Origin of the sequence: Actinoallomurus vinaceus (assembly GCF_039542055.1) — a bacterium.
GTDB classification, from domain to species: Bacteria; Actinomycetota; Actinomycetes; order Streptosporangiales; family Streptosporangiaceae; genus Actinoallomurus; species Actinoallomurus vinaceus.
Genome location: NZ_BAABHK010000004.1, coordinates 154,232 through 176,461, shown reverse-complemented (window position 1 = coordinate 176,461; position 22,230 = coordinate 154,232). Strand labels below are relative to the sequence as shown.

The 22,230-nt window shown below is 71.2% G+C and carries 16 protein-coding genes; 5 read left to right on the top strand and 11 right to left on the bottom strand.

Annotated elements, in window-relative coordinates; genetic code table 11:
* Positions 1-9 precede the first annotated feature (9 nt).
* Positions 10-1,416 carry an NsdA family TPR-like regulatory protein gene (locus tag ABEA24_RS15980; protein WP_345431612.1) on the bottom strand — a complete coding sequence of 469 codons (1,407 nt, stop codon included), beginning with the start codon at positions 1,414-1,416 and terminating at the stop codon, positions 10-12.
* A 425-nt stretch (positions 1,417-1,841) separates the two neighbouring features.
* Between ABEA24_RS15980 and ABEA24_RS15975 the strand changes: the two genes are divergently transcribed.
* A complete protein-coding gene (locus ABEA24_RS15975; RefSeq protein ID WP_345431611.1) occupies positions 1,842-2,099 on the top strand; it encodes a hypothetical protein in 258 nt (85 codons plus the stop codon).
* A gap of 273 nt (positions 2,100-2,372) precedes the next feature.
* Here ABEA24_RS15975 and ABEA24_RS15970 read toward each other — a convergent pair whose 3' ends face one another.
* From ABEA24_RS15970 to aceB, 10 genes are all read right to left on the bottom strand, one after another.
* Positions 2,373-4,550: a glycosyltransferase family 39 protein gene (locus ABEA24_RS15970; RefSeq protein ID WP_345431610.1), complete on the bottom strand. Its 2,178-nt coding sequence runs from the start codon at positions 4,548-4,550 to the stop codon at positions 2,373-2,375.
* Entirely contained in the window at positions 4,547-5,860 is a 1,314-nt protein-coding gene (locus tag ABEA24_RS15965; RefSeq protein ID WP_345431609.1) for a bifunctional glycosyltransferase family 2/GtrA family protein, read from the bottom strand. The genes ABEA24_RS15970 and ABEA24_RS15965 overlap by 4 nt, the downstream gene beginning before the upstream one ends.
* Positions 5,861-6,228: 368 nt before the next feature.
* Positions 6,229-7,698, bottom strand: a complete 1,470-nt coding sequence (locus tag ABEA24_RS15960; protein ID WP_345431608.1) for a HAMP domain-containing sensor histidine kinase — start codon at positions 7,696-7,698, stop codon at positions 6,229-6,231.
* Entirely contained in the window at positions 7,695-8,366 is a 672-nt protein-coding gene (locus ABEA24_RS15955) for a response regulator transcription factor (protein ID WP_425551203.1), read from the bottom strand. Before ABEA24_RS15955 ends, ABEA24_RS15960 begins: the two co-directional genes overlap by 4 nt.
* Before the next feature lie 89 nt (positions 8,367-8,455).
* A complete protein-coding gene (locus ABEA24_RS15950; protein WP_345431606.1) occupies positions 8,456-9,178 on the bottom strand; it encodes a hypothetical protein in 723 nt (240 codons plus the stop codon).
* Between the two features lie 122 nt (positions 9,179-9,300).
* Positions 9,301-10,932, bottom strand: coding sequence for an L-lactate permease (locus ABEA24_RS15945; RefSeq protein ID WP_345431605.1), 1,632 nt, complete (start codon positions 10,930-10,932; stop codon positions 9,301-9,303).
* 3 nt (positions 10,933-10,935) lie between these two features.
* Positions 10,936-12,198, bottom strand: coding sequence for a (Fe-S)-binding protein (locus ABEA24_RS15940; RefSeq protein WP_345431604.1), 1,263 nt, complete (start codon positions 12,196-12,198; stop codon positions 10,936-10,938).
* Entirely contained in the window at positions 12,198-13,364 is a 1,167-nt protein-coding gene (locus ABEA24_RS15935; protein WP_345431603.1) for an FAD-binding oxidoreductase, read from the bottom strand. Before ABEA24_RS15935 ends, ABEA24_RS15940 begins: the two co-directional genes overlap by 1 nt.
* A complete protein-coding gene (locus tag ABEA24_RS15930; RefSeq protein ID WP_345431602.1) occupies positions 13,364-14,806 on the bottom strand; it encodes an FAD-linked oxidase C-terminal domain-containing protein in 1,443 nt (480 codons plus the stop codon). Before ABEA24_RS15930 ends, ABEA24_RS15935 begins: the two co-directional genes overlap by 1 nt.
* 39 nt (positions 14,807-14,845) lie before the next feature.
* On the bottom strand, positions 14,846-16,447 hold the full coding sequence (aceB, locus tag ABEA24_RS15925; RefSeq protein WP_345431601.1) for a malate synthase A: 1,602 nt from the start codon (positions 16,445-16,447) through the stop codon (positions 14,846-14,848).
* A gap of 277 nt (positions 16,448-16,724) precedes the next feature.
* On the opposite strand from aceB, the gene hflX reads away from it, so the two are divergent.
* The 4 genes from hflX to ABEA24_RS15905 all read left to right on the top strand — a co-directional run bounded on the left by hflX (position 16,725) and on the right by ABEA24_RS15905 (position 22,037).
* Positions 16,725-18,134, top strand: a complete 1,410-nt coding sequence (gene hflX, locus ABEA24_RS15920) for a GTPase HflX (RefSeq protein WP_345431600.1) — start codon at positions 16,725-16,727, stop codon at positions 18,132-18,134.
* Positions 18,135-18,526: 392 nt separating this feature from the next.
* A complete protein-coding gene (locus tag ABEA24_RS15915) occupies positions 18,527-19,738 on the top strand; it encodes an amidohydrolase family protein (RefSeq protein ID WP_345431599.1) in 1,212 nt (403 codons plus the stop codon).
* A gap of 256 nt (positions 19,739-19,994) precedes the next feature.
* Complete coding sequence (locus ABEA24_RS15910) at positions 19,995-20,669, top strand: TMEM175 family protein (protein ID WP_345431598.1); 675 nt, start codon at positions 19,995-19,997, stop codon at positions 20,667-20,669.
* Positions 20,670-20,726: 57 nt separating this feature from the next.
* Complete coding sequence (locus tag ABEA24_RS15905) at positions 20,727-22,037, top strand: MFS transporter (RefSeq protein WP_345431597.1); 1,311 nt, start codon at positions 20,727-20,729, stop codon at positions 22,035-22,037.
* Positions 22,038-22,230: the final 193 nt, after the last annotated feature.

Genomic DNA, 22,230 nt, shown 5'->3' with positions numbered 1-22,230 from the left:
AACGGTAGTTCAGGCGGCGTGACGCGCCAGGGCGGCTTCCAACTCGGGGAGAAAGTCACGCGCGTACTCATTGCGCTGTCGTCGGCGAAGGTCATCCGCCAACTGCTTGAGGAGCGCCAAGCTGCGAGCCGATCGAACCCGGTCCAACCGCTTGATCGCGGTACGGGCCAAGTCACAGGCCTCTTCCAGCCGGCCGTGTGCGGCGCAGCCCAGCGACAGCCAGGCACCCTCATGCAGTGCTCGGCGTGGTTGCGGATCATTAAGAGGACGGTCGTAGGCGCTCTCGGCTCTCAGCAGGGTCTCCCCCTCGGCGATAAGCCGTCGCCCACGTCGCTTGTCCTCGGTTCGCATGCACAGTCGACCAAGGTGGACGAGCCCATAGCCGGCCTGAGCGTCGAGGTGGCCCGGCGTCAGGTAGTACAGCCAGGCGGGATCCTTGGCGAGATCCCTCTCGGCCAGCACGTGCAAAGCCTGTTGCCGTACGTACTCGAAATCACGGTGCCGGTCGGCGACGGCGTAGGCGTATGAGAGGCGGGACATCACAGCGGCTCGCACACTCGCGGGTGCATCCGATGCCGCTTTCAGGGCTGCTTCTCCGAGCTCAACCGCGTCTGCTGCGTCGCCCTGCGATGCCGACTGGTAAGCCAGATCGGCGAGAATGTGGGCGCCCATGCTCCCGTAGCCACAGTCGTGAGCCGCCCGGAGCGCTGTGAAGAGGTAGCGCTGGCATAGACCCGGCTTACCGGCGTCGAGAGCCATCCAGCCAGCGAGCTGTCCGATATCAGTAAAGGCGATCAGCAGGCGGCGTCGTACTCGATCGTCGGCGGCATTACGGATCAGCAGCCCAACGGTGCGGAACTGCGCACCGATGTAGTCCAGGTGTCGCCCACCGCCGAAAGCGTCGTCCAAGCGTTGCAGTCTGGGGATGCTCTCCTCGATCTGATCGACGAGCGGGTCGTCGACGCGACCCCCGGCCGTGGCGGCGGCGAGCCTTCCGGTTCCGATGCCGAGGTACTGCCAGGCAAGGCCGGTGAGGGCGGGGCCGCTGACCGCCAGGAAGGTTCTGCGGTCCATCAGGCCCCCTAACAGCCATTCCTCTATCAGCTGAGCGGTAGCCTCAATCGTCCACGGATCGTCCATCCCCGCGTCCGCGCTGATCCACAAGCCGACGCCGGCAGCTCTTCCCTTCCAGAGTTCCTCGACGGTGATCGCACGTCCGAGCTCCTGAGACAGCACGTGGGCTGCCACTTGCGGAATCGGAGGGTGAGGGACGCCGCCTTCATCTCGCCAGTAGTACGGAGCCGTCTCGGCGACCGCTGTGAATCCGCACAGCTTGTTGATCTTCCGGGCGAAGACTTTGGGGTTCCAGCCAGCCATGAGCAGGTAACGGCTGAGCACCTCGTTGGGCTCGGACAAGCCTTCCCCCTTACCGTGAGCATCTCTAACCCACGGTAATAGGCATCCGGTCTTTTGGCAGCCCATCAGGGTTGACCGTCTTGACCGCTCTATTGGGTGCCGGTGGCTAGCCGTAACGGATTTCCTGGTCCCGTCCTGCGAACCACTCTCAGGGAGGGCCCGGTTGCTCAATCAATGGGAATTAATGCAGATTTAGGCGACTCGTGCGCCCAAACATGCCAGACAGCAGCCTGGCCGGTCCGGCGGACTGCGCACACAGAGCGGAACGCCAGGCTCGTGCGCTGTGTTGCCGTCTTCCCAGTCCATCATTCACCGCGTCATATGAGCCGCCGTCCGGGAACCGTGCATGTGATCGCTGAACTTCCTACGCCCCACCCGGAATACGTCGAGAGGCAGAAGTGGAAGAGATAAACCATGATCGAGCATTGATGGTCCTGGTCGATCTGTGTCGGGAACTGATCAAGCTCGGGGTACACGTGGGGCTGAGCGATGCGCGGCCCGCACTGTCAGTTCGGGGCGGCTTGGCGCTCCGCAAGGTATGGATCGAGGTCGATCCATCCGGGGAGTCGTTCGTCTGGCGGCGGGACGACCGGGCCCACCATGCGGACGACCCGGCAGGCGCGGCAGCGAGAATCGCCAAGTACCTGAAGAAGCTCGACGCAGCGCCGGGCGAGCGGTCGTGAACACTGATCCCTCAGCAGTGCTACGGGGCCGGTTTCCGGGCTTAGTGTTCTGGTTCGGCAGGCACACCCGGGTGTGGTGGGCGCTGGTGGATGTACCCGGCGGATCGCGGCTGGTCGAGGCCGCCGATCCGGACGAATTGACCCGGGCGGTCATCAACGCGCAGTCGTGGCCTTGGCCGTTCGGTCGACAAGGTGCGCGGTGGACACTTGGAGCTGGAGGAGCTAGAGGTCGCGGGCCCGGGAGCCGAGAGACGCCCGGGCCCGCGATGTCCCTTAACCGCAGCGGTAGAGGGAGGACCCGGTGGTCTGCGTAGAGCCGTTCGCGGTCGAGGAGGAGCCGCCGTACTCCGAAGGCTGCACGGCGGTGCAGTTCTTCGTGACCCAGGAGGTCACCTCGGAGTTGCCGCCGCCAGGGCCGCCCCGTCCGCCCCCGCCGAACCCGCCACCGGTCATCACGTAGTGCAGCTTCCCGGCCTTGACCAGCTCCTGGAGCTTCTGCGCGGTCATCGCCTTGTCGCTGCCGGAGAAGCCGAACATGGAGATCGCCGGCTTGCCCGTCTGCAGGATGATCGATGCGGCGCTCTGCGAGTTGCTGACCGCGACGAGCCAGGTGGCGCCTCCCTGGTTCTTCTCCAGGTAGGAGATCATCTGGGAGCTCAGCTCGCCGCCGCCCGGACCGCCCCCGCCGGGGCCGCCGCGGAACCCGCTCCGGCCACCGGGCATCTGGCCGGTACCGCCCTGCCCGCCGCCCGGGGCCCCTGGGGCACCGGAGCCGTTCTGTCCTCCGGCACCGCCCTGACCCCCTCCCGGGAAGCCTCCGCCAGGGAAACCGCCGCCGGGGAAGCCGCCGCGCTCCTCCAGCATCTTCCGGACGTCGGCGGGCAGCTGCCCACCTCCCCCCATCCGTCCGCCGCCGGGGAAGCCCATGCCGCCGGTGTTGGGGCCGGCCGTCGGGTTGCTGCCGTTGGCCCGGCTGCTCGCGGCGGAGACCGCGTACGCCGCGGGTCCGGCGAGACCGGCGGCCAGGCCCACGGCCCCGGCGAGCACCGCCATGCGGGCGAGCGCCGCTCTGCCGAGGCGGGCGGCGAGCAGGCCGAGCACGGCGACCACGGTGAGGGCCGCGACGGTCCAGGCCAGCCACGGGTTCCAGTTCGGCGTACGCCGCAGGAGCACGAACGCCCAGATGCCGGTGACGGCGACTCCGGCGGGCAGCACCCAGCTCCACCCCCGGCTGCGCGCGCGGGAGAGCTCGACGGCGCCGATCCCGGTCAGCGCGGCGATCGCCGGGGCCATGGCCGTCGTGTAGTACGGGTGCATGATGCCGCTGGCGAAGCTGAACACCAGGAAGTGGAAGGCCAGCCAGCCGCCCCACATCACCAGCGCCGCGCGCGCCAGGTCCGTACGAGGCCGCTTCCAGTAGAGGACCAGGCCGGCGACCAGGACGATCGCGGCGAACGGCAGAAGCCAGGAGATCTGGCCGCCGAGGATCTCGTTGAACAGGCGGCCGACGCCGGACTGCCCGGAGAAGGTGGGACCGCCTCCGCCGCCCCCGCCGCCGGGGCCGCCGCGTCCGCCGCCACCGCCCTCGTTACCGGTGATCCGGCCGATGCCGTTGTAGCCGATGGCGAGGTCCCAGGCGGTGCCGTCCGTGCTGCCGCCGATGTAGGGGCGGTTGCTCGCGGGGATCAGGTCGACCACGACCGTCCACCAGAACGTGGACACCGCGAGCACCGCCCCGGCCGCGAGCAGGTGCCCGATGCGGCGCAGCCACCCGCCCTGCGCGAACAGCAGGTACGCGAGCGCGAGCGCGGGCAGCAGGATGTACGCCTGCAGCATCTTGGTGTTGAACCCGCAGCCGACGAAGAACGCCGAGGCGAGCAGCCAGCGCAGCCGCCCGGACTCCAGCGCCCGCTGGCAGGCCCACGCCGCCAGGGCCAGCAGCAGGACGAGCAGCGTGTCCGGGTTGTTGTCCCGGTTGATCGCCACGGTGATCGGCGTCAGCGTCATCACCAGTGCGGCGATGACGCCCGCGACCGGTCCGAAGGCGCGGCGGACCGTGGCGTACACGACGGCGACCGCAGCGACGCCCATGATGACCTCGGGCAGCAGCAGACTCCACGTGCCGAACCCGATGACCCGGGCGAAGATCTCCTGGACCCACAGGGCCATCGGCGGCTTGTCCACCGTGATGAACGACGCGGAATCGATCGAGCCGAAGAAGAACGCCTTCCAGCTCTGGGCGCCGCTCTTGACGGCCGCCGAGTAGAAGCTGTTGGCGTACCCGCCGGCCGACAGCCCCCAGCCGTACAGCGCGGCGGCCAGCGCGAGGACCGCCCAGAGAGCGGGACGGGTCCACGCGGGGTCACCGGTGGGGCCGAGCGCGAGACGGCCGAGTCGGCTCCGGGGCGGCGCCTGGGGCGTACCGGCGGGTTCGGACAGTTGGGTGGTCAACGGGACTGCTCCTGCAGGACGGGCTCCGTCTCCTCGGCGGCGCGTCGCGGGTGGAAGACCCAGGCGCGCAGCAGGACGAAGCGTATGACGGCGGCGAACAGGTTGAGCGCGAACAGGGCGCCGACCTCGGCCAGGCGAGGGGCGGACGGCGCGACGGTATCGAAGACGGCCAGGCCGACCGTGCTGACGACGAGGCCGACGAGGAACGCGACGCCGCCTTCGAGCTGGTGCCGTACGGCGCGCTGCCGCCCGCGGACGCCGAAGGTGAACCGGCGGTTCGCGGCGGTGTTGGCGATGGCCGCGAGGAAGTACGAGACGACGTTGGCGGCGATGACCGGCATGAAGAAGCGCAGCAGCGCGTACAGCGCGAGCTGGGCGACGGTGCTGATGACCCCGATGACCGCGAAGCTCGGCAGCTGCCGGCGCATGCCGGTCGGCAGCTGCGCGTCCCGCGTACGGGCGGGGACCGGCACGTTGAACGCCCCGGACAGGACCCGGCGGGCCACGCGCGCCATGCCGCGCAGATCGTCCACTGCCGTCCGGACGACGTCGACCCGGCTGTCGGGGTCGTCCACCCAGTCGACGGGCACCTCGTGGATCCGCAGGCCGTTCCGTTCGGCGAGCAGCAGCAGCTCGGTGTCGAAGAACCAGGCCTCGTCCTCCACCGCGGGCAGCAGCGCCCGCACGATCTCGGTACGGCCGGCCTTGAACCCGCACTGCGCGTCGGAGAAGCGGGCGGCGAGCGTCGTGCGCAGGAGCAGGTTGTACGTGCGGGAGATGAACTCCCGCTTCGGCCCTCGGACGACGGCGGAACCCCGGGACAGGCGGGTCCCGATCGCCAGGTCGCTGTGGCCGGACACCAGCGGCGCGATCAGCGGCAGGAAGGCGTGCAGGTCGGTGGACAGGTCCACGTCCATGTAGGCGACCACGTCGGCGACACTCGTGCTCCAGACGTGCCGGAGCGCCCGGCCGCGCCCCTTCCGGTCCAGGTGCACGGCGTCGACCTCGGGGATCTCCAGCGCCAGGTGCTCGGCGACGTCCCAGGTCCCGTCCGTGCTCGCGTTGTCGGCGATCGTGATCACGAAGCGGTACGGGAACGTCTCGCGCAGGTAGGCATGCAGCCGGCGCACGCTGGCCGCCAGCACGTGCGCCTCGTTGTAGACGGGGATGGCGACCTCGATGAGCGGGTCGCGGGGTTCTTCGTCGATGATTCCCGGGAGCCGGTCCAGCGGGCCGAGCCCGGAGCGCGCGGTCTCGCCGCGCGCCGGCCCGGACCCCGGGGGATCCACAGAAGTCGTCAGCTCGCTCATGGTGACCAAGCTCGCGACTCATCGTGGGAGCCGCCTGAGCCGTTTCTTAAGCCCGGATGAGAAACCGGCTCTCATCCGCCTCTCATCGACGGCCGAGCGGCCGGTCCCGGCACGCGAGAGTGTCAGCACACCTGGCCGCCGCGGGCGGCGTCATCTCCGGCGCTGCGGTCGCGCGCGTTCCCGGCGCCGGCCCACGGCTCGTCCTAAGGCGCCGGTCACCTGTGCTCGCGGCGCCGACTCGTCCTCACGTGCGGTCACCTGTGCTCGCGGCGCCGACTCGTCCTCACGTGCGGTCACCTGTGCTCGCGGCGCCGACTCGTCCTCACGTGCGCTCGCCCTTGCTCGCGGCGCCGACGCGCGGTTCGTCCTCAGGTGCGATCGCGCGTGTTCGTGGCGCTGACCCAGGGCTCGTCGTCGTCCGGCTCCGCGCCGTCCGGGGGCGTCGCATGCCCGGGCAGGCGGAGCCAGGCGAGGGTGCCGCCGCCGTCGGCGGGGCCGAGCCGGACCTCGCCGCGGGCCTCGGCGACCGCGCGGGCCACGATCGCCAGGCCGAGGCCCGAGCCGGGAAGGCCGCGGGCGGACGGGGAGCGCCAGAAGCGGTCGAAGACGTGCGGCAGGTCCTCGGGCGGGATGCCCGGCCCGTGGTCTCGTACGGTGAGCCGGCCGCCGTCCAGCCGCACGGCGATGGTGCCGTCCGGGGGGCTGAACTTCACGGCGTTGTCGAGGAGGTTCACCACCGCCCGCTCGAGGGAGGGGGCGTCGCCGCGGACGTACCAGGGGGAGACGACCGCGTCGACGTGCAGGCCGGGACCGCGCAGCCGCGCGCGGCGTACGGCCTTGTCGACGACCTCGTGCAGGGCGACGTCCTCCTCGACCCGGACGCCGGCGGCGGACTCGGGCCGGGACAGGTCGAGCAGGTCGCCGACGAGGTGGGACAGCTCGAGCAGCTGCGCCTTGACGTTGGTGAGGAGCTTCTGCTTGTCGGCGGCGGGCAGCGGCCGACCGGTGGTCTCGCTGCGCAGCATCAGGTCGATGTTGGTGCGCAGACTGGTCAGCGGCGTGCGCAGCTCGTGCCCGGCGTCGACGATCAGCTGCTGCTGCCGTTCGCGGGCGCTGGCCAGGGCGCGGGTCATGCTGTTGAACGACCGGCTCAGCCGGGCGATCTCGTCGTGCCCGTCGGCCGGGATCGTGGTGGCCAGGTCCTCCGTGCGGGCGATGTGCTCCACCGCGCCGGTGAGCCGGTCCACCGGCCGCAGCCCGGCGCGGGCGATGAGCAGGCCGGCGGTGGCCGCGCCGACCACTCCGACGGCGGAGACGATGGCCAGCAGCACGGTGACGCTGTCCAGCTTCTCGTCGACCGGGCCCAGCGGCTTGGCGATGGACACCGCCGCGCCCTCAGGGTCGTGCCGGGTGAACACCCGCATGGCGACGCCGCTCTCGGTGCGGCCGTCCCGGAAGACCAGATCGCGCTGGCCGCGGGCGACGTCCAGGTCACTGGCGGTCTGGACCAGCGGGTCGGTGGTGTCCTGCGGGCTGCAGGACGTGCCGTTGGCCCACACGACATGCATCGTGGGCACGAAGTCCCGGCCCGGATCATCGCCACCGCTGTCCGTCCGCTGGCAGATGTTCGCGACGGAGACGGCCCCCCGGCGCGGCGGTCCGTGGGGGCCTGGTGGCCCGAAGCCTGTCCGGGGGCCGGACAGCGACCCGTCGAGCTGGTTCATGAGCTGGTCGCGGACGATGAACCAGCAGCCGATGGCGCAGGCCGCGACCGCGACGGCGACGGCCAGGCTCGTCAGCACGGACAGCCGGGCGCGCAGCGACAACCGCTTGATCATGGTTCCCGCAGGACGTAGCCGACGCCGCGCACGGTGTGGATGAGGCGCGGGTCGCCCATCTTGCGCCGCAGGTACATCACGTAGACGTCGAGGGAGTTGGACGCGGGCTCGAAGTCGAAGCCCCACACCGTCTCGAGGATCTGCTCGCGGGTGAGCACCTGGCGCGGGTGCGACAGGAACATCTCCAGGAGGGTGTACTCCGTGCGGGTCAGGTCGAGGGCGCGGCCGTCGCGGGTGACCTCCCGGGTGAGGGTGTTCATCCGGATGCCGGCGTACTCCATGACGTCGCCGGGGTCCGCCGAGCGGGAGGCGAGCACGCTGCGCCGCAGCAGCGCGCGGACCCGGGCGAGGAGTTCGTCGAGCTCGAACGGCTTGACGAGGTAGTCGTCGGCGCCGGAGTCGAGGCCGGTGACCCGGTCGCCGATGGTGTCCCGGGCGGTCAGCATGAGCACCGGGACGGTCTCTCCGCGGGCGCGGAGCCGGCGGCAGGTGGTCAGGCCGTCGAGGCGGGGCATGAGGATGTCGAGCAGGACGAGGTCGGGCTTGACGGCGTCCAGCTTCTCCAGAGCGTCAAGCCCGTCGACGGCGGTCTCGACCTCGTAGTCCTCGAAGGCGAGGCTGCTGGCGAGCGACTCTCGGACGGCGGGCTCGTCGTCCACGACCAGGATGCGCACGATCCGACGGTACCGGGGGTCAGCGGGCGGACGACCGGCGCGGCCGGTGACGGGACGTATTTCTCATGGAACTCTCAGAGGGATCACGGGAACTCGACCTTGACGGCCTGGCGGTTGGTGACGAAGCGCGGGTTCCAGACGTACAGTCCGAGGTCGTCCCGCTGGATCCCCTTCTTGACGCCCATGTCGGTGGCGACCCTGACCAGGTAGCTCGCTCCGGCCGGGATGTACTGGTCGCCCTCCTGCGACTTGGGCGGTGCGAACCCGAGCGTGTCGATGACCTCGGTGCTGTCGGGCAGCGTGCACATGTCCGAGGGCGCGCCCGGCTGGGGCATGCACCGGCCCGTGGCCGCGACGCTGTCCGGCAGGGCCGAGCGCTTGACGAACAGGTCGGCCGGGAAGTCGAGCAGCGCGGGATCGGTGCCGGTGTTGGTGATGACGTAGTCGACGTAGGCGAGGGTCGCGCCCTCCGGGGGCGGCGTCTTGGTCCCGGAGAGCGGTTTGTCGTCGGTGCCGGCCTCGACCGCGGCGATGTCGTAGAGGTAGCCGTCGGGGGTGGTCAGGTCGAGCTTCGGGCCGAGCTTGAGCTGGGCGAGCGTACGACTGTGCGCGGGCCGGGCCCCGGCCTTCGTCGTGGCCGCCACGGTGCCCGGCTCGCTCTCGGTGCTGGTTCCGTGCGCCCGGACGATGAACATCAACCCGGCGACGGCGACCACTCCGACGACGCCTGTGACACCGCCCGCGATGGCGAGGCGGGCGGTGTTCCTGGCCTTCTTACGCCGGTGTGAGCGGTGGCTCGCTGGCATTGATCTCCCGGGTCGCTGGCTCGTACGCGGGGCGGGCCTGGGGCTCGCCCCCGTGCGATTGATGAGGTTGAAAGATAGCAAAGTGTGTCGAAGGGGAGAATTACCGCGGCGATGACGGATGGTCAGGGCACCATCCAGTCCAGAATGGCGTTCGCTTGCAATAGTACGAGGACGCACATCCCGCCCAGAAAGACGAGACTCCAAATGATCACTCGGCGGAAGATGTCGCCCTCCCGGCCGTCCAGTCCGACCGCCGCCGCGGCGATCGCCAGATTCTGCGGGGAGACCATTTTGCCGAGCACGCCGCCGGAGCTGTTGGCTGCCGCCAGCAGCACCGGGGACAGGTGGGCCTTGCCCGCGGCGGCGACCTGGAGCGCGCCGAACAGCGAGTTGGAGGAGGTGTCCGAGCCGGTCACCGCGGTGCCGAGCCAGCCGAGGACGGGGGAGAGGAACGCGAAGAATCCCCCGGCGCCCGCCATCCAGGTGCCCAATGTGATCGTCTGCCCGGACGCGTTCATCACGAAGGCCAGCGCGAGAACGAGGGTCACCGTGAGGATGGCCCACCGTAGTTGCACCAGCGCGTCCCGATAGGCGCGCAGCGCGCGGCGGACCGATATCCGCAAAATGATCATGGTCAACAGTCCGGCGGCGAGCATCTGGGTGCCCGGAGTCGTCAGATAGTTCAGCGTGAAGGTCGGCAGGGACAGCGGTTTGCCCGCCGCGTTCACCAGGTGCAGACCCGGCCACTGGACCATCTGCGTCGTCTTGCCGAGGGCGTTCTTGACCGCCGTTATCTGGCAGACGACGAAGACCAGAATGATGATCGCGTACGGAAGGTAGGCCCGCAGGACCTCCCGCGGCTCGTCAGGGTGGGCCACTCGCCGGGCGAACTCCGGCGTCGGCTCGTCCGCCGCGCCGCCCGCCACCACCGCCTGCCTCTCCGGCCGCAGGCGCGGCCGCACGATCGCCACCACGGCCGCCGCGGACACGAGGGAGGCGACCACGTCGGCCAGCGGGACCGAGACGAAGTTCGACGTGGCGTACTGCGCGATCGAGAAGGCGACCCCGCAGCCGAGCGCGGCCGGCCAGGTCTCCCGGACGCCACGGCGCCCGTCGACGATGCTCACCAGCACCAGCGGCACGAACAGCGCGAGGATCGGTGTCTGCCGCCCGACCATCGCGCCCAGCGTGTCGCTGGACTGCGACGTCACCTTCCCGAGCGTCAGGATCGGCGTGGCCATCGCCCCGAACGCCACCGGCGCGGTGTTCGCGGTCAGCGCCAGCACCGCCGCCCGCAGCGGCCGGAACCCCAGCGCGATGAGCATCACCGAGGTGACCGCGACGGGCGTGCCGAACCCGGCGAGCGCCTCCAGCAGCGCCCCGAACGAGAACGCGATGATGATCGCCTGGATCCGCTGGTCGTCGCTGACCCGCGCGAACGACCGCCGCAGCACGTCGAAGTGGCCGGTCTCCACGGTCATCGTGTAGACCCAGATCGCATTGATCACGATCCACAGGATCGGGAACAGGCCGAACGCCGCGCCCTCCGTCCCGGCCAGGGCCGCCTGGCCGACCGGCATGCCGTACGCCCAGATCGCCACCGCCAGCGCGACGGCGAGGGCGACGAGCGAGGCCGTCCACGCTCGCATGCGCACGACGCCGAGCAGCACGAACAGCGTGAGCAGCGGCAGCGCGGCGACCAGTGAACTCCAGGCGAGGGAATGGGCGACGGGATCGAGGTCCTGCTGGAACATCGCTCACCTCCGGGAGAGGAATGACTCCTTGCCGATCCCCCGAATGGACGCGTCCAGGACCTCCGCCGTGTGGGCCACCGGGAGGTGCTCTCCCCGGCGGCGCAGGGCGGTGGTGATCTGCAGAGTGCAGCCGGGATTCGCGGCGACGAGCAGGTCCGCGCCGGTGGCCGCGACGTTCCGCGCCTTCCGGTCGCCCAGGTCGCTCGCGGCCTCCGGCCGCAGCAGGTTGTAGACCCCGGCGGATCCGCAGCAGATCTCCGGGTCGGCGACCTCCCGGACCTCCAGCCCGGGGATGTCGCCGAGCAGCCGCCGGGGCTGCGCGCGGACGCCCTGGGCGTGCGCGAGGTGGCACGCGTCGTGGTAGGCGACCGCCAGTTCCAGAGGGTGGCGGGTGGCGCGTGGCCCCAGCTCGGCCAGGAACTCCGCGAGGTCCCGCGTCTTCGCCGAGAACGCGGCGGCGCGCTCGGCCCACTCCGCGTCGCCGGCGAACACCGCGCCGTAGTCCTTCATCGCCGACCCGCACCCGGCGGAGTTGACCACGACGACGTCCACGTCCGCGAACGTCTCGATCGTCCGGCGCGCGAATGCCCTGGCCTCCTCGTCCCGGCCGGTGTGCAGCGACAGCGCCCCGCAGCAGCCCTGGCCCTTCGGGAGGACCACGTCGCAGCCCTCCATCGCGAGCACGCGGGCGGTCGCGGCGTTGACGCCGGGGAAGAACTCCCGCTGCACGCACCCGGTCAGCATCCCGACGACGGCCCGGCGCTCGCCCTGGGCGGGGACGCGCTCGGGCAGCCGGACGTGCCGGGCGGGCGGCGGCGTCAGGCGTTCCATCGCGGCGAGGGTGGGGGAGAGGCGCTCCAGCAGCGGCGCGAGGTCGAGGTTCAGCCGCCGGTACGCGCGCAGCGGCCCGCGCAGCGCCCGCAGCCGCCGCGGATAGGGGAACACCGCGAAGATCGCCTCGCGCAGCAGCCGCTCCCCGCGCGACCGGGGATGGTCGTCCTCGACCCGGGCCCGCGTCATCTCGATGAGCCGGTCGTAGCGGACCCCGGACGGGCACGCCGTCACGCAGGCCATGCAACCGAGGCACCGGTCGATGTGCTCGACGGTCGACGCGGTCAGCGGTCCGCCGCGCTCGAGCTGGTCCATGAGGTGGATGCGGCCGCGCGGGGAGTCCATCTCCTCGCCCCAGAGCACGTACGTCGGGCAGGTCGGCAGGCAGAACCCGCAGTGCACGCAGTCGTCCAGCAGCTCCCGGAACTCCTCCATCAGATACCTCCGGCGAAGCGGCCCGGCGCGAGGCGGTGCCCGGGATCGAACTGGTCCTTGACACGGCGCATCAGCGGCAGCGCCGGAATCGGCCCCCATCGGTCGAGCCGGGCGCCCGCCGGTGCCGTGAGTGCGACGGCGGTGCCGTGGCGGCGCAGCCGCGTGAGCGCCTCGTCCGCGCCGTCGGCGGGCAGGGCCGCGTGCCACACGCCGCGCCCGGCAGAGCCGCGGATCCGCGCCCGGCCGTCCGGCAGCTCGGCGAACAGGTCCGGGAGGGCGGTCGGCAGGGCCCGGACCTCGGCCAGGACCTCGCCGTCGGGAAGCCGGGCCCACCATTCGGGAGGGCTCTCGCCGATGCGGCCGCCGATGAGGCTCCGCGCCGCCTCCGCCCGGGGCGGCACCCCGCCGGGCACGCCTTCGAGCAGGACCGCGACGGTGATCGGATCGGGGCCGTCCACCTCGATCGCGGCGGGGACCAGCGTCGAGTGCAGCACGGCCTGGGCCATCTCGAGGGCCTGCGCGGGATCGGAGGCCGTGGCCGAGACGTATGCCGTCGCGCTTGGCAGCGGATGCAGCCGGAACGCCGCCTCGACGATCAGGCCGAGCGTCCCGTACGAGCCGGTGAACAGCTTGCCGAGGTCGTACCCGGCGACGTTCTTCACGACCTTGCCGCCCGCGTGCGCGACGACGCCGTCGGCGCGGATCACGGTGATGCCGATGAGCAGGTCGCGGGCCGAGCCGTACAGCAGCCGGCGCGGCCCGGCGACGCCGGTCGCCAGGACGCCGCCCACGGTGCCGCCCGGCGGCAGGAGGTCGAGGGCGAGCTGTTGGCCCGCTCCCGCCAGGACGCCGCGCAGCTCGTCCAGGGCCAGCCCCGCCTCGGCCTTGACGACGAGGTCCCCGGCGGCGTGCTCGACGATCCGGCCGAGCCGGCGGGTGTCGACGAGCAGGTCACAGCTCTCCGGCGGCGCGCCCCAGTGCAGCTTGGTGCCCGCGCCGCGCGGGACGACCGTGAGCCCGTGCTCGGCCGCCGTCCGCATCAGGTCGGCCGCCTCGGCGACCGTGGCGGGCGCGGCGACGTACGCGGGCGCGACGCCCTGCACGGCGTCGGCCGCCTCGCCCGGGCGGGCCTCGCACGCCTTCGCCAGGGCGTCCAGGGCCGCCATCAGAACAGGTCCGCCTTCCCGCTCTCGACCAGCGGATGCACCCCCGTGCGCCGGCCGGGGACCTCGCCGCACAGCCGGGGCGTGGGGTACACCTTGCCCGGGTTGCACAGCCCCGCCGGGTCGAACGCGCACCGCACCATCTGCATCGTGTCCAGGTCCTCGGCGGTGAACATCCGGGGCATGTGCTTGGCCTTGTCGATCCCCACGCCGTGCTCGCCGGTGATCGACCCGCCGTGCTCGATGCACAGGTCGAGGATCTTCCCCGAGACCTCCTCGGCGCGCTCGCCCGCGCCCGGCTCCGCGCCGTCGAACAGCACGAGCGGGTGGAGGTTGCCGTCGCCGGCGTGGAAGACGTTCGCGACGCGCACGCCGTGCTCGCGGGAGAGCGCGTCGATGCGCGCGAGGACCTCCGGCAGCGTCGTGCGGGGGATGACGCCGTCCTGCACGATGTAGTCCGGGCTGATCCGCCCGACGGCGGCGAACGCCGACTTGCGGCCCCGCCAGATCAGCCCGCGTTCGGTGTCGTCGGCCGCGACCCGGATCTCGAACGCCTCCGCGCACAGCTCCTTCACCCGGGCGAACTGCGAGTCCACCTCCGAGGCGGGCCCGTCCAGCTCGACGATGAGCACCGCTCCCGCGCCCGGCGGGTAGCCGCAGCGCACGGCCGCCTCCGCCGCCTCGATGGACAGGGCGTCCATCATCTCGATCGCGGCGGGTACGACCCCGGCCGCGATGATCGCCGACACCGCCTCGCCGGCCCGCTCGATGGTGTCGAACCCGGCCAGGAGCGTCTGCACGGTCTCCGGCAGGCGCGTCAGCCGTACGGTGACCTTGGTGGTGATGCCGAGGGTGCCCTCCGAGCCGACGAACGCGCCCAGCAGGTCGTAGCCGGGACCCTCGGTCAGCTCGACGATCTCCCCGTCCGGGGTGACGACCTCGCAGGCCAGGACGTGGTTGACGGTGAAGCCGTACTTCAGGCAGTGCGCGCCGCCGGAGTTCTCCGCGACGTTGCCGCCGATCGAGCAGACCTGCTGACTCGACGGGTCGGGGGCGAAGTAGTAGCCGTACGGCCGCGCGGCCCGGGTCACGTCGAGGTTGATCACGCCGGGCTCGACGACCGCGCGCTGGTTGGCGGCGTCGACCTCCAGGACGCGCCGCATCCTGGAGGTCACGATCAGCACGCCGTCCGTACGGGGGAGCGCGCCGCCGGACAGGCCGGTGCCCGAGCCGCGCGCGACGTACGGCACGCCGTCCGCCGCGCAGGCCCGGACGATCGCCGCGATCTGCTCGGCGGTGTCCGGCAGCACCACGATCCCCGGTGTGGCGCGGTGGTAGGTCAGGCCGTCGCAGTCGTACGTCGCCAGCTCGGCCGGATCCGTCAGGACGCTGCCCGCGCCGACGATCCTGCTGAGCCGGTCCGCGAGCGCGTCAAGCCGTGCCATACCACCCATATTCACCCTTTTTCCGATGATCGGCGAGAGTCACGGCATGCGTTCGTACGCCGGGAGGGTGAGGAAGTCGGCGTAGTCGTCGGCGAGCGCGACTTCCTTGAAGAGGCCGACCGCCTCGGCGAACCGCTGCTCGTCGAACGCGTCGCCGTACGACTCGCGGATCTTGCCGAGCTCCTCCTCGATGATCTGCTCGACCAGCTCGGTGGTGACCTGGGGGCCGTCGGCGAGATGGACGTCGTTGTGCAGCCACTGCCAGATCTGCGAGCGGGAGATCTCGGCGGTCGCGGCGTCCTCCATCAGGTTGAAGATGGCGACCGCGCCGTTGCCGCCGAGCCAGGTGGCGATGTACTGCAGGCCGACGCTGATGTTGCCCCGCAGCCCCGCCTCGGTGATATCGCCGGGGGTCTTGTCGACGGCGAGCAGGTCCGAGGCGGAGACGGACACCTCCTCGCGGAGCCGGCCGAGCTGGTTCGGTTCGTCGCCGAGGACCCCGTCGAAGATCTCCCGGCAGACGGGCACCAGGTCGGGGTGGGCGACCCACGAGCCGTCGAAGCCGTCGTTGCTCTCGCGGGTCTTGTCGGCCCGGACCTTCTCGAACGCGGCCTTGTTGACCTCCTCGTCGCGGCGGGAGGGGATGAACGCCGCCATGCCGCCGATCGCGTGCGCGCCACGTTTGTGGCAGGTACGGACGAGCAGCTCGGTGTAGGCGCGCATGAACGGCGCCGTCATCGTGATCGCGTTGCGCTCCGGCAGCAGGAACTGCCGCCCGCGGGCGCGGAACTTCTTGATGACCGAGAACAGGTAGTCCCAGCGGCCGGCGTTCAGCCCCGCGGAGTGGTCGCGCAGCTCGTACAGGATCTCCTCCATCTCGAACGCCGCCGGGATCGTCTCGATGAGGACGGTGGCCCGGATCGTGCCGCGCGGGATCTCCAGGAGGTCCTGGGCGAGGTTGAAGGCGTCGTTCCAGAGGCGCGCCTCGAGGTGGCTCTCCATCTTCGGCAGGTAGAAGTACGGTCCCTTGCCCTTGGCGAGCTGGCGGCGCGCGCAGTGGAAGAAGTAGAGGCCGAAGTCGAACAGCGAGCCCGACATGCGCCTGCCGTCGACGAGGACATGCTTCTCGTCCAGGTGCCAGCCGCGTGGGCGGACGACGATGGTGGCGAGCTCCTCGTCCGGCTTGAGGCGGTACGCCTTGCCGCCGGTCTCGAAGTCGATGGTGCGGTCGAGGGCGTCGCGGAGGTTGAGCTGGCCGCCGACCATGTTCTCCCACAGCGGCGTGTTGGCGTCCTCGAAGTCGGCCAGCCACACCTTCGCGCCGGAGTTGAGCGCGTTGATGGTCATCTTCCGGTCGGTCGGGCCGGTGATCTCGACGCGACGGTCCTCCAGGCCCGGCGCCGGCTTGGCGACCCGCCAGGAGTCGTCGTGGCGGACGCCCGCCGTGTCCGGCAGGAAGTCCAGCGTGCCGCCCCGGGTCAGCTCCTCCTGACGCTCGGCGCGCTTGCGCAGCAGCTCCTCGCGGCGGGCGCCGCACTCCCGCTGCAGGGCGGCGAGGAAGCCCAGCGCCTCGGGCGTGAGGATCTCGTCGTATCGCTCGTGGACGGGGCCGGTCAGCTCCACGCCGTCAAGTCCGGGCATCGAGGCCGCCTTTCGTATAGTGAAATTATTCTTCTGCTTAATGGAAACGATATTAAGATCGCCGCAGCTCGGTCAACGGTGCCGGGGGTGATCCCGCCCCGGCGGGGACGGTGGTGTCCCCGCGTCGGCGGGCGCCCGGGGATATCCCTGCCCGGGTGGGGAAGGGACAACTCCGGACCGGACGTGGCCGTGCCCGGAATAAGCAGGTGTGTTCGGGGCCCGGACGTGGCAGCATCAGGGAAGATCCGGCGACGTTCCGGCGTTGACATGGGGGAACATGACGAACTTTCCTTACGAAGAGCCAGAGCAGACGCCGCTGACCGGCGAGCTGGACCTGGAGGACCGTCAGGCGCTGCGGCGCGTGGCCGGCCTGTCGACGGAGCTCGCCGACGTCACCGAGGTCGAATACCGCGCCCTGCGACTGGAGCGCGTGGTCCTCATCGGGGTCTGGACCGACGGCGACGAGGCTCAGGCCGAGAACTCCCTGCGCGAGCTCGCGCTCCTGGCCGAGACCGCCGGATCCGACGTCCTCGAGGGCATGGTCCAGCGGCGTTCCAAGCCCGACCCGGCGACCTACATCGGGTCCGGCAAGGCGGCGGAGCTGCGCGACGTCGTGATCTCCAGCGGCGCCGACACCGTGATCTGCGACGGCGAGCTGACCCCGAGCCAGCTCCGCCAGCTGGAGGAGATCGTCCAGGTCAAGGTGATCGACCGGACCGCCCTGATCCTCGACATCTTCGCCCAGCACGCCAGCAGCCGTGAGGGCAAGGCGCAGGTCGAGCTGGCCCAGCTCGACTACCTCCTTCCCCGCCTCCGCGGCTGGGGTGGCAACCTGTCCCGCCAGGTCGGCGGCCGCGCCGCCGGCGGCGTCGGCATCGGCGGCCGCGGCCCCGGTGAGACGAAGATCGAGCTCGACCGGCGCCGGATCCGGTCCCGCATGTCCCGCCTGCGCCGCCAGATCAACGAGATGGGCAAGGCGCGCGACACGAAGCGGTCCCGGCGGCGCACCCGCGAGGTCCCCTCGGTCGCGATCGCCGGCTACACCAACGCCGGCAAGTCCAGCCTGCTCAACCGCGTCACCGGCGCCGGCGTCCTCGTCGAGAACGCGCTGTTCGCCACCCTGGACCCCACGGTCCGGCGGGCGAGCACGCCGAACGGCCGGGCGTTCACGATCACCGACACGGTCGGGTTCGTCCGTCACCTGCCGCACCAGCTGGTGGAGGCGTTCCGCTCGACGCTGGAGGAGGTCTCGGACGCCGACCTGATCCTGCACGTCGTCGACGGCGCCGACGCGGACCCGGAGGCGCAGATCGCCGCGGTCCGCGAGGTGCTGCGCGAGCTCGGCGCGGACGACGTGCCCGAGCTCATCGTGATCAACAAGGCCGACGTGGCCGACACCATCTCCCTGGCCCGGCTGCGCCGCCGCGAGCCGCGCAGCGTCGTCGTCTCGGCGCGCACCGGCCAAGGCCTGGACGCCCTCCTCGAGGCGATCGAGGAGCAGCTCCCGCGCGGCGACCACGAGGTGCACGCCCTCGTCCCGTACGAGCGCGGCGACCTCGTGGCCCGGGTACACGACCTCGGCGAGGTGCTCTCCCAGGAGCACACCGCCGACGGCACGGCCATCCACGCCCGCGTCCCCGCGCGCGTGGCCGGCGAGCTGGAGCCGTACGCGACCACGCCCGCCTGACAGCCACGACGCCCGCCTGACCGTAAAACCGGACGGCGGGGTCCGAATTCGGGCCTCGCCGCCCGGTGCGCCCGCCCCCCTTCTCGATTCCATCGTTCGGTACGGGGATGGGGCGGGAGTGAGGTATCGTCAAGGCACCTGTAGCAGTCGGCCGCTGGGGCGGTTTAGGAGCGGTATGTCGCGTGAGGCTGTACAGCGTGGCCATTCGTGCACTACGGTGACGAAACCGATATTCCCGGGCTCGTTGCTCCAGGTGGTCGGCTGATCACCCCTTATCCGACTTGGGTCCGTCGGCAGTGCCGCCGGCGTAATCGAGCGAGAGCAGGTGACCCGCTGCATGGCGTCCGGACACCCTTCACCGGCGCGCGACCGCAGAATCGGGCGGTGACGCGATGACCGTGCGTTTGCTGACGAATATCGGTCGGCTGTGGACCGGCACCGATGTGTGCAGCAACGCCGCCATTCTCGTGCACGACGACCGGATCGTATGGGCCGGTCCCGCCTCGGACCTTCCGCAGAGCGTCCCCGGTGTCATCGACGACATCGTCGATGTCGACCACGTCGAGAATCTCGGTGGCGGCCTCGTCACGCCCGGGCTCATCGACGCGCACTCGCACCCGGTGTACGCCGGTAACCGCTGGGCCGAGCTGGCCATGCGGACGAGCGGGTCGTCCAACAACGAGATCGTCGCAGCGGGCGGCGGGGTGGCCTCCACCGTCACCGTGACCCGCGGCACCGATCCCTGGACGCTGTGCAACAACGTCCGCGAGCGGCTCCGGCAGTGGATCTGCGGCGGGACGACCACGGTCGAGGCGAAGACCGGATACCACCTGACGCGCGACGGCGAGCTGGCCGACGTCCGGATGCTGCGCTCGCTCGAGGAAGAGCCCTCGATGCCGCGCATCCACGCGACGTTCCTCGCCGCGCACATGCTGCCGCCGGAGTACTTCGGCCGCCGCCGCGACTACATCGAGGCGGTCCGCCTCTGGGCCGGCGACGCGGCCGCCGCGGGCGCCGACAGCATCGACGTCTACTGCGACGAGGGCCACTTCACCGCGGACGAGGCCCGCGTCCTGCTCATGACCGGCCAGCGCGTCGGCTTGAAAGCGCGCCTGCACGCCTGCGCCAACGAGCGGGTCGGCGCCGCCCAGGTCGCGGCGGAGGTCGGCTGCGCCTCGGCCGACCTGCTCACCGAGGCCAACGACGACGACATCAAGGCACTGCACCACGGCGGGGTCGCCGCGACGGTCTGCCCCGGCAGCGCCCTGCACAACGGCCGCACCCCGCCGGTCCGCGCCATGCTCGACCGCGGCGTCACCCTGGCCCTCGGCACCGACCACAACCCAGGCCAGTGCGGCATCACGTCGATGCCGCTCGTGATCGGCCTGTCGGTCGCGATGTTCGGCCTCAGCGTCAACGAGGCGCTCCGCGCGGCGACCCTCGGCGGCGCGGCCGCCCTCCGGGTCTCCGACCGGGGCGCGCTGGTGCCGGGCATGTACGCCGACATGGTCCTGTGGGACGCCGACCACGAGGGCGCGTTCGCCTGGGCGTTCGGCCTCCGCGCGCTGCGCGTCTGGCGCGGCGGCGTCCCCGTCCAGCCGTAACACCTTCGCCCACGTGACCGCACGTGCGGTGCGGTGGGCGTCCTGACCCGGCCGTAGGACCTCCTCGCCTACGTGACCGCGCGTGCGGTGTGGCCAGGTGCGGGCCGCGCACGTGCGGATGCTCGATGACGACGCCTTCCCAAGCACCGGGTCGTTGCCACCCAAAGATCGTTTCCGTCCGCGTACGATGCGGCTCCACCGTTCCTCTTCGTTGGAGTCGCCTGTCGTGTCCGATCGCGTTGATGAGACTGAGGAGATGGCGGAGGCGATCGCCCCCGGACGGCTGGCGGCGTTCAGCGACGGCGTGATCGCGATCGCCGCGACGCTCCTTATTCTTGAGGTGAAGGCCCCGTCCGCCGGGGAAGAGGTGTGGCCGGCGTTGCGTCACGAGTGGCCGGCGCTCGCGGTGTACGCCGTGAGCTTCCTGGTCATCGGCATCGCGTGGATCCACCACCACAACATGTTCCACCAGGTGCGGCGGGTCGACCGTGGCCTGCTCTTCCTGAACCTCGGCATGCTGGCCACCCTGTCCTACCTGCCGCTGCCGACCGCGACGCTCGGCAACCACCTCACCGGCCACGACGCCGCCCCGGCCGCCGTGTTCTACTCGGCGTCGCTCACGCTGGCGGCCGCCTGGTTCACCCTGTTGTGGAATCACCTGTGCGCCCGGCCGTACCTGCTGCACCCGGCCGCACGGGAACTCGCCCACGAGGCCCGCCGCCGATCGCTGCTCGGGCCGGTGAGCTACCTCCTCGCCGCCCTGCTCGCGTTCGTCAGCCCGATCGGCTCCCTGATCCTCAACGCCGCGATCATCCTCTACTTCATCGTCGGCCGCCGGTCCCCGGCCGCCCGTGTCCAGCGCCCCACTCCGGCCTCGGCCGCCGGCCAGGACGCGGCCGGGGACGACGCGCCGTCTCCCGAAGCTCGCTGATCAGGCCGACCTTCCGCTCACCTCCGGCGAAAGGAGCGCAACGTACGCTAAACGGTGATGATCACTAAGACGACCTCGGAGACGGCCGGTTCGACCAAGGCACGCGGAGGCGTCGTCCTGATCGGAGCGTTGGTCATTGACTCGCTCGGCAACGGGCTCTTCCTCCCCTTGTCCCTGGTGTTCTTCACCCGGCTCACCGACGTGCCACTGAGCCTCCTCGGCATCCTGATCAGCGTCGCCAACGTCGTCACGCTGCCGGTCCCCGTCTGGGCCGGTGCGCTGGCCGACAGGCTGGGCGCGCTGCCGCTGGTCGTCGCCGCCCAGGTCATGCAGGCGCTGGGCTACCTCGCCTACGGCCGGGTCGACGACCCGGCCGGCATCTTTCTCGCGGCGAGCCTGGTGGCCGTGGGCGTGCGGTTCTTCTGGTCGAGCATCTTCACCGCGGTCGCGGACTATGCCGACGCGAGCACCTCCACCCTGAGTACCGACTCCTGGTTCGCCTGGACCAACACGACCCGCACCGTAGGGCTCGGCGCCGGCGGTCTGATCACCGGTGCTGTGATCGCCGACGGTCGTGCCGTCGCCTACCGCGCCGTCGCCTACCGCGCCGTCGCCTACGGCGCGGCCGCCTGCTTCACCGCGGCCGCCGCCGCGATCACCGTCTTCGTTCGCGCACCACGGTTCCGCCACGAAACCGAACAAGCCCGGTCCGGATATGGGACGCTCCTCCGGGACCGCCCGTTCGTCGCGCTGACCGGCATCAACACGACCCTGGCGATGACGAGCATGATGCTCGGCCTGGGGTTGCCCACCTTCGTGCTCACCGGCCTGCACGGCCCGGCCTGGCTCACATCCGCGCTCTTCGTGGGCAACACCGTCCTGGTCTCGGTGCTGGCCGCACCCGTCGTCAAACGGCTCGCCGGCTACCGGCGTACCCGAGCCGTCATGACCGCGGCCGCCCTGTGGGCCGTGTGGTGTCTCCTACTGTCCGGCCTCGTCCCAGGCCGGCACGCCTGGGTGATCCCCGTGCTGATCGGTTCCACAGCACTGTTCACCCTGGCCGAGGTGCTGCATGCGCCCGTCTCGATCGCGCTCGCGACCGCGATGTCTCCCCCCGAGTTCAGGGGGCGCTACATGGCCGCCTTCCAATACTCGTTCACCATCGCCGGGATCATCGCGCCGACGTTCTTCGCCACGCTGTTCGACCTCCACCGCGCCCTGCCGTGGATCGCTCTCTGCGTGATCGACTGCCTCGCCGTGGTCGCCATACGGCTGCTCGAGCCGAGCCTGCCGCCCACGGTGCAGCATGACTCCGCCGCGGAGGTCGGCGGCGGTCACGAAGAGCCGTCCGTGGACCAGTCGGCCTGAGCGGCGCCGGCGCTCTCGGGACAGGCGAGGTACCGAGGGCCGAACGGCGGGTGCCACACCGTGGCGGAGGCTCAGGCGCCGAGACCGGGTGCGCGATGCCCCAGTGACGGCAGGCCGGCCTCCCGGCATGCCGCCACACCGTGGCAGAGGCTCAGGCAGCGAGGCCGGGTGCGCGATGTCCGGTGACGGAAAG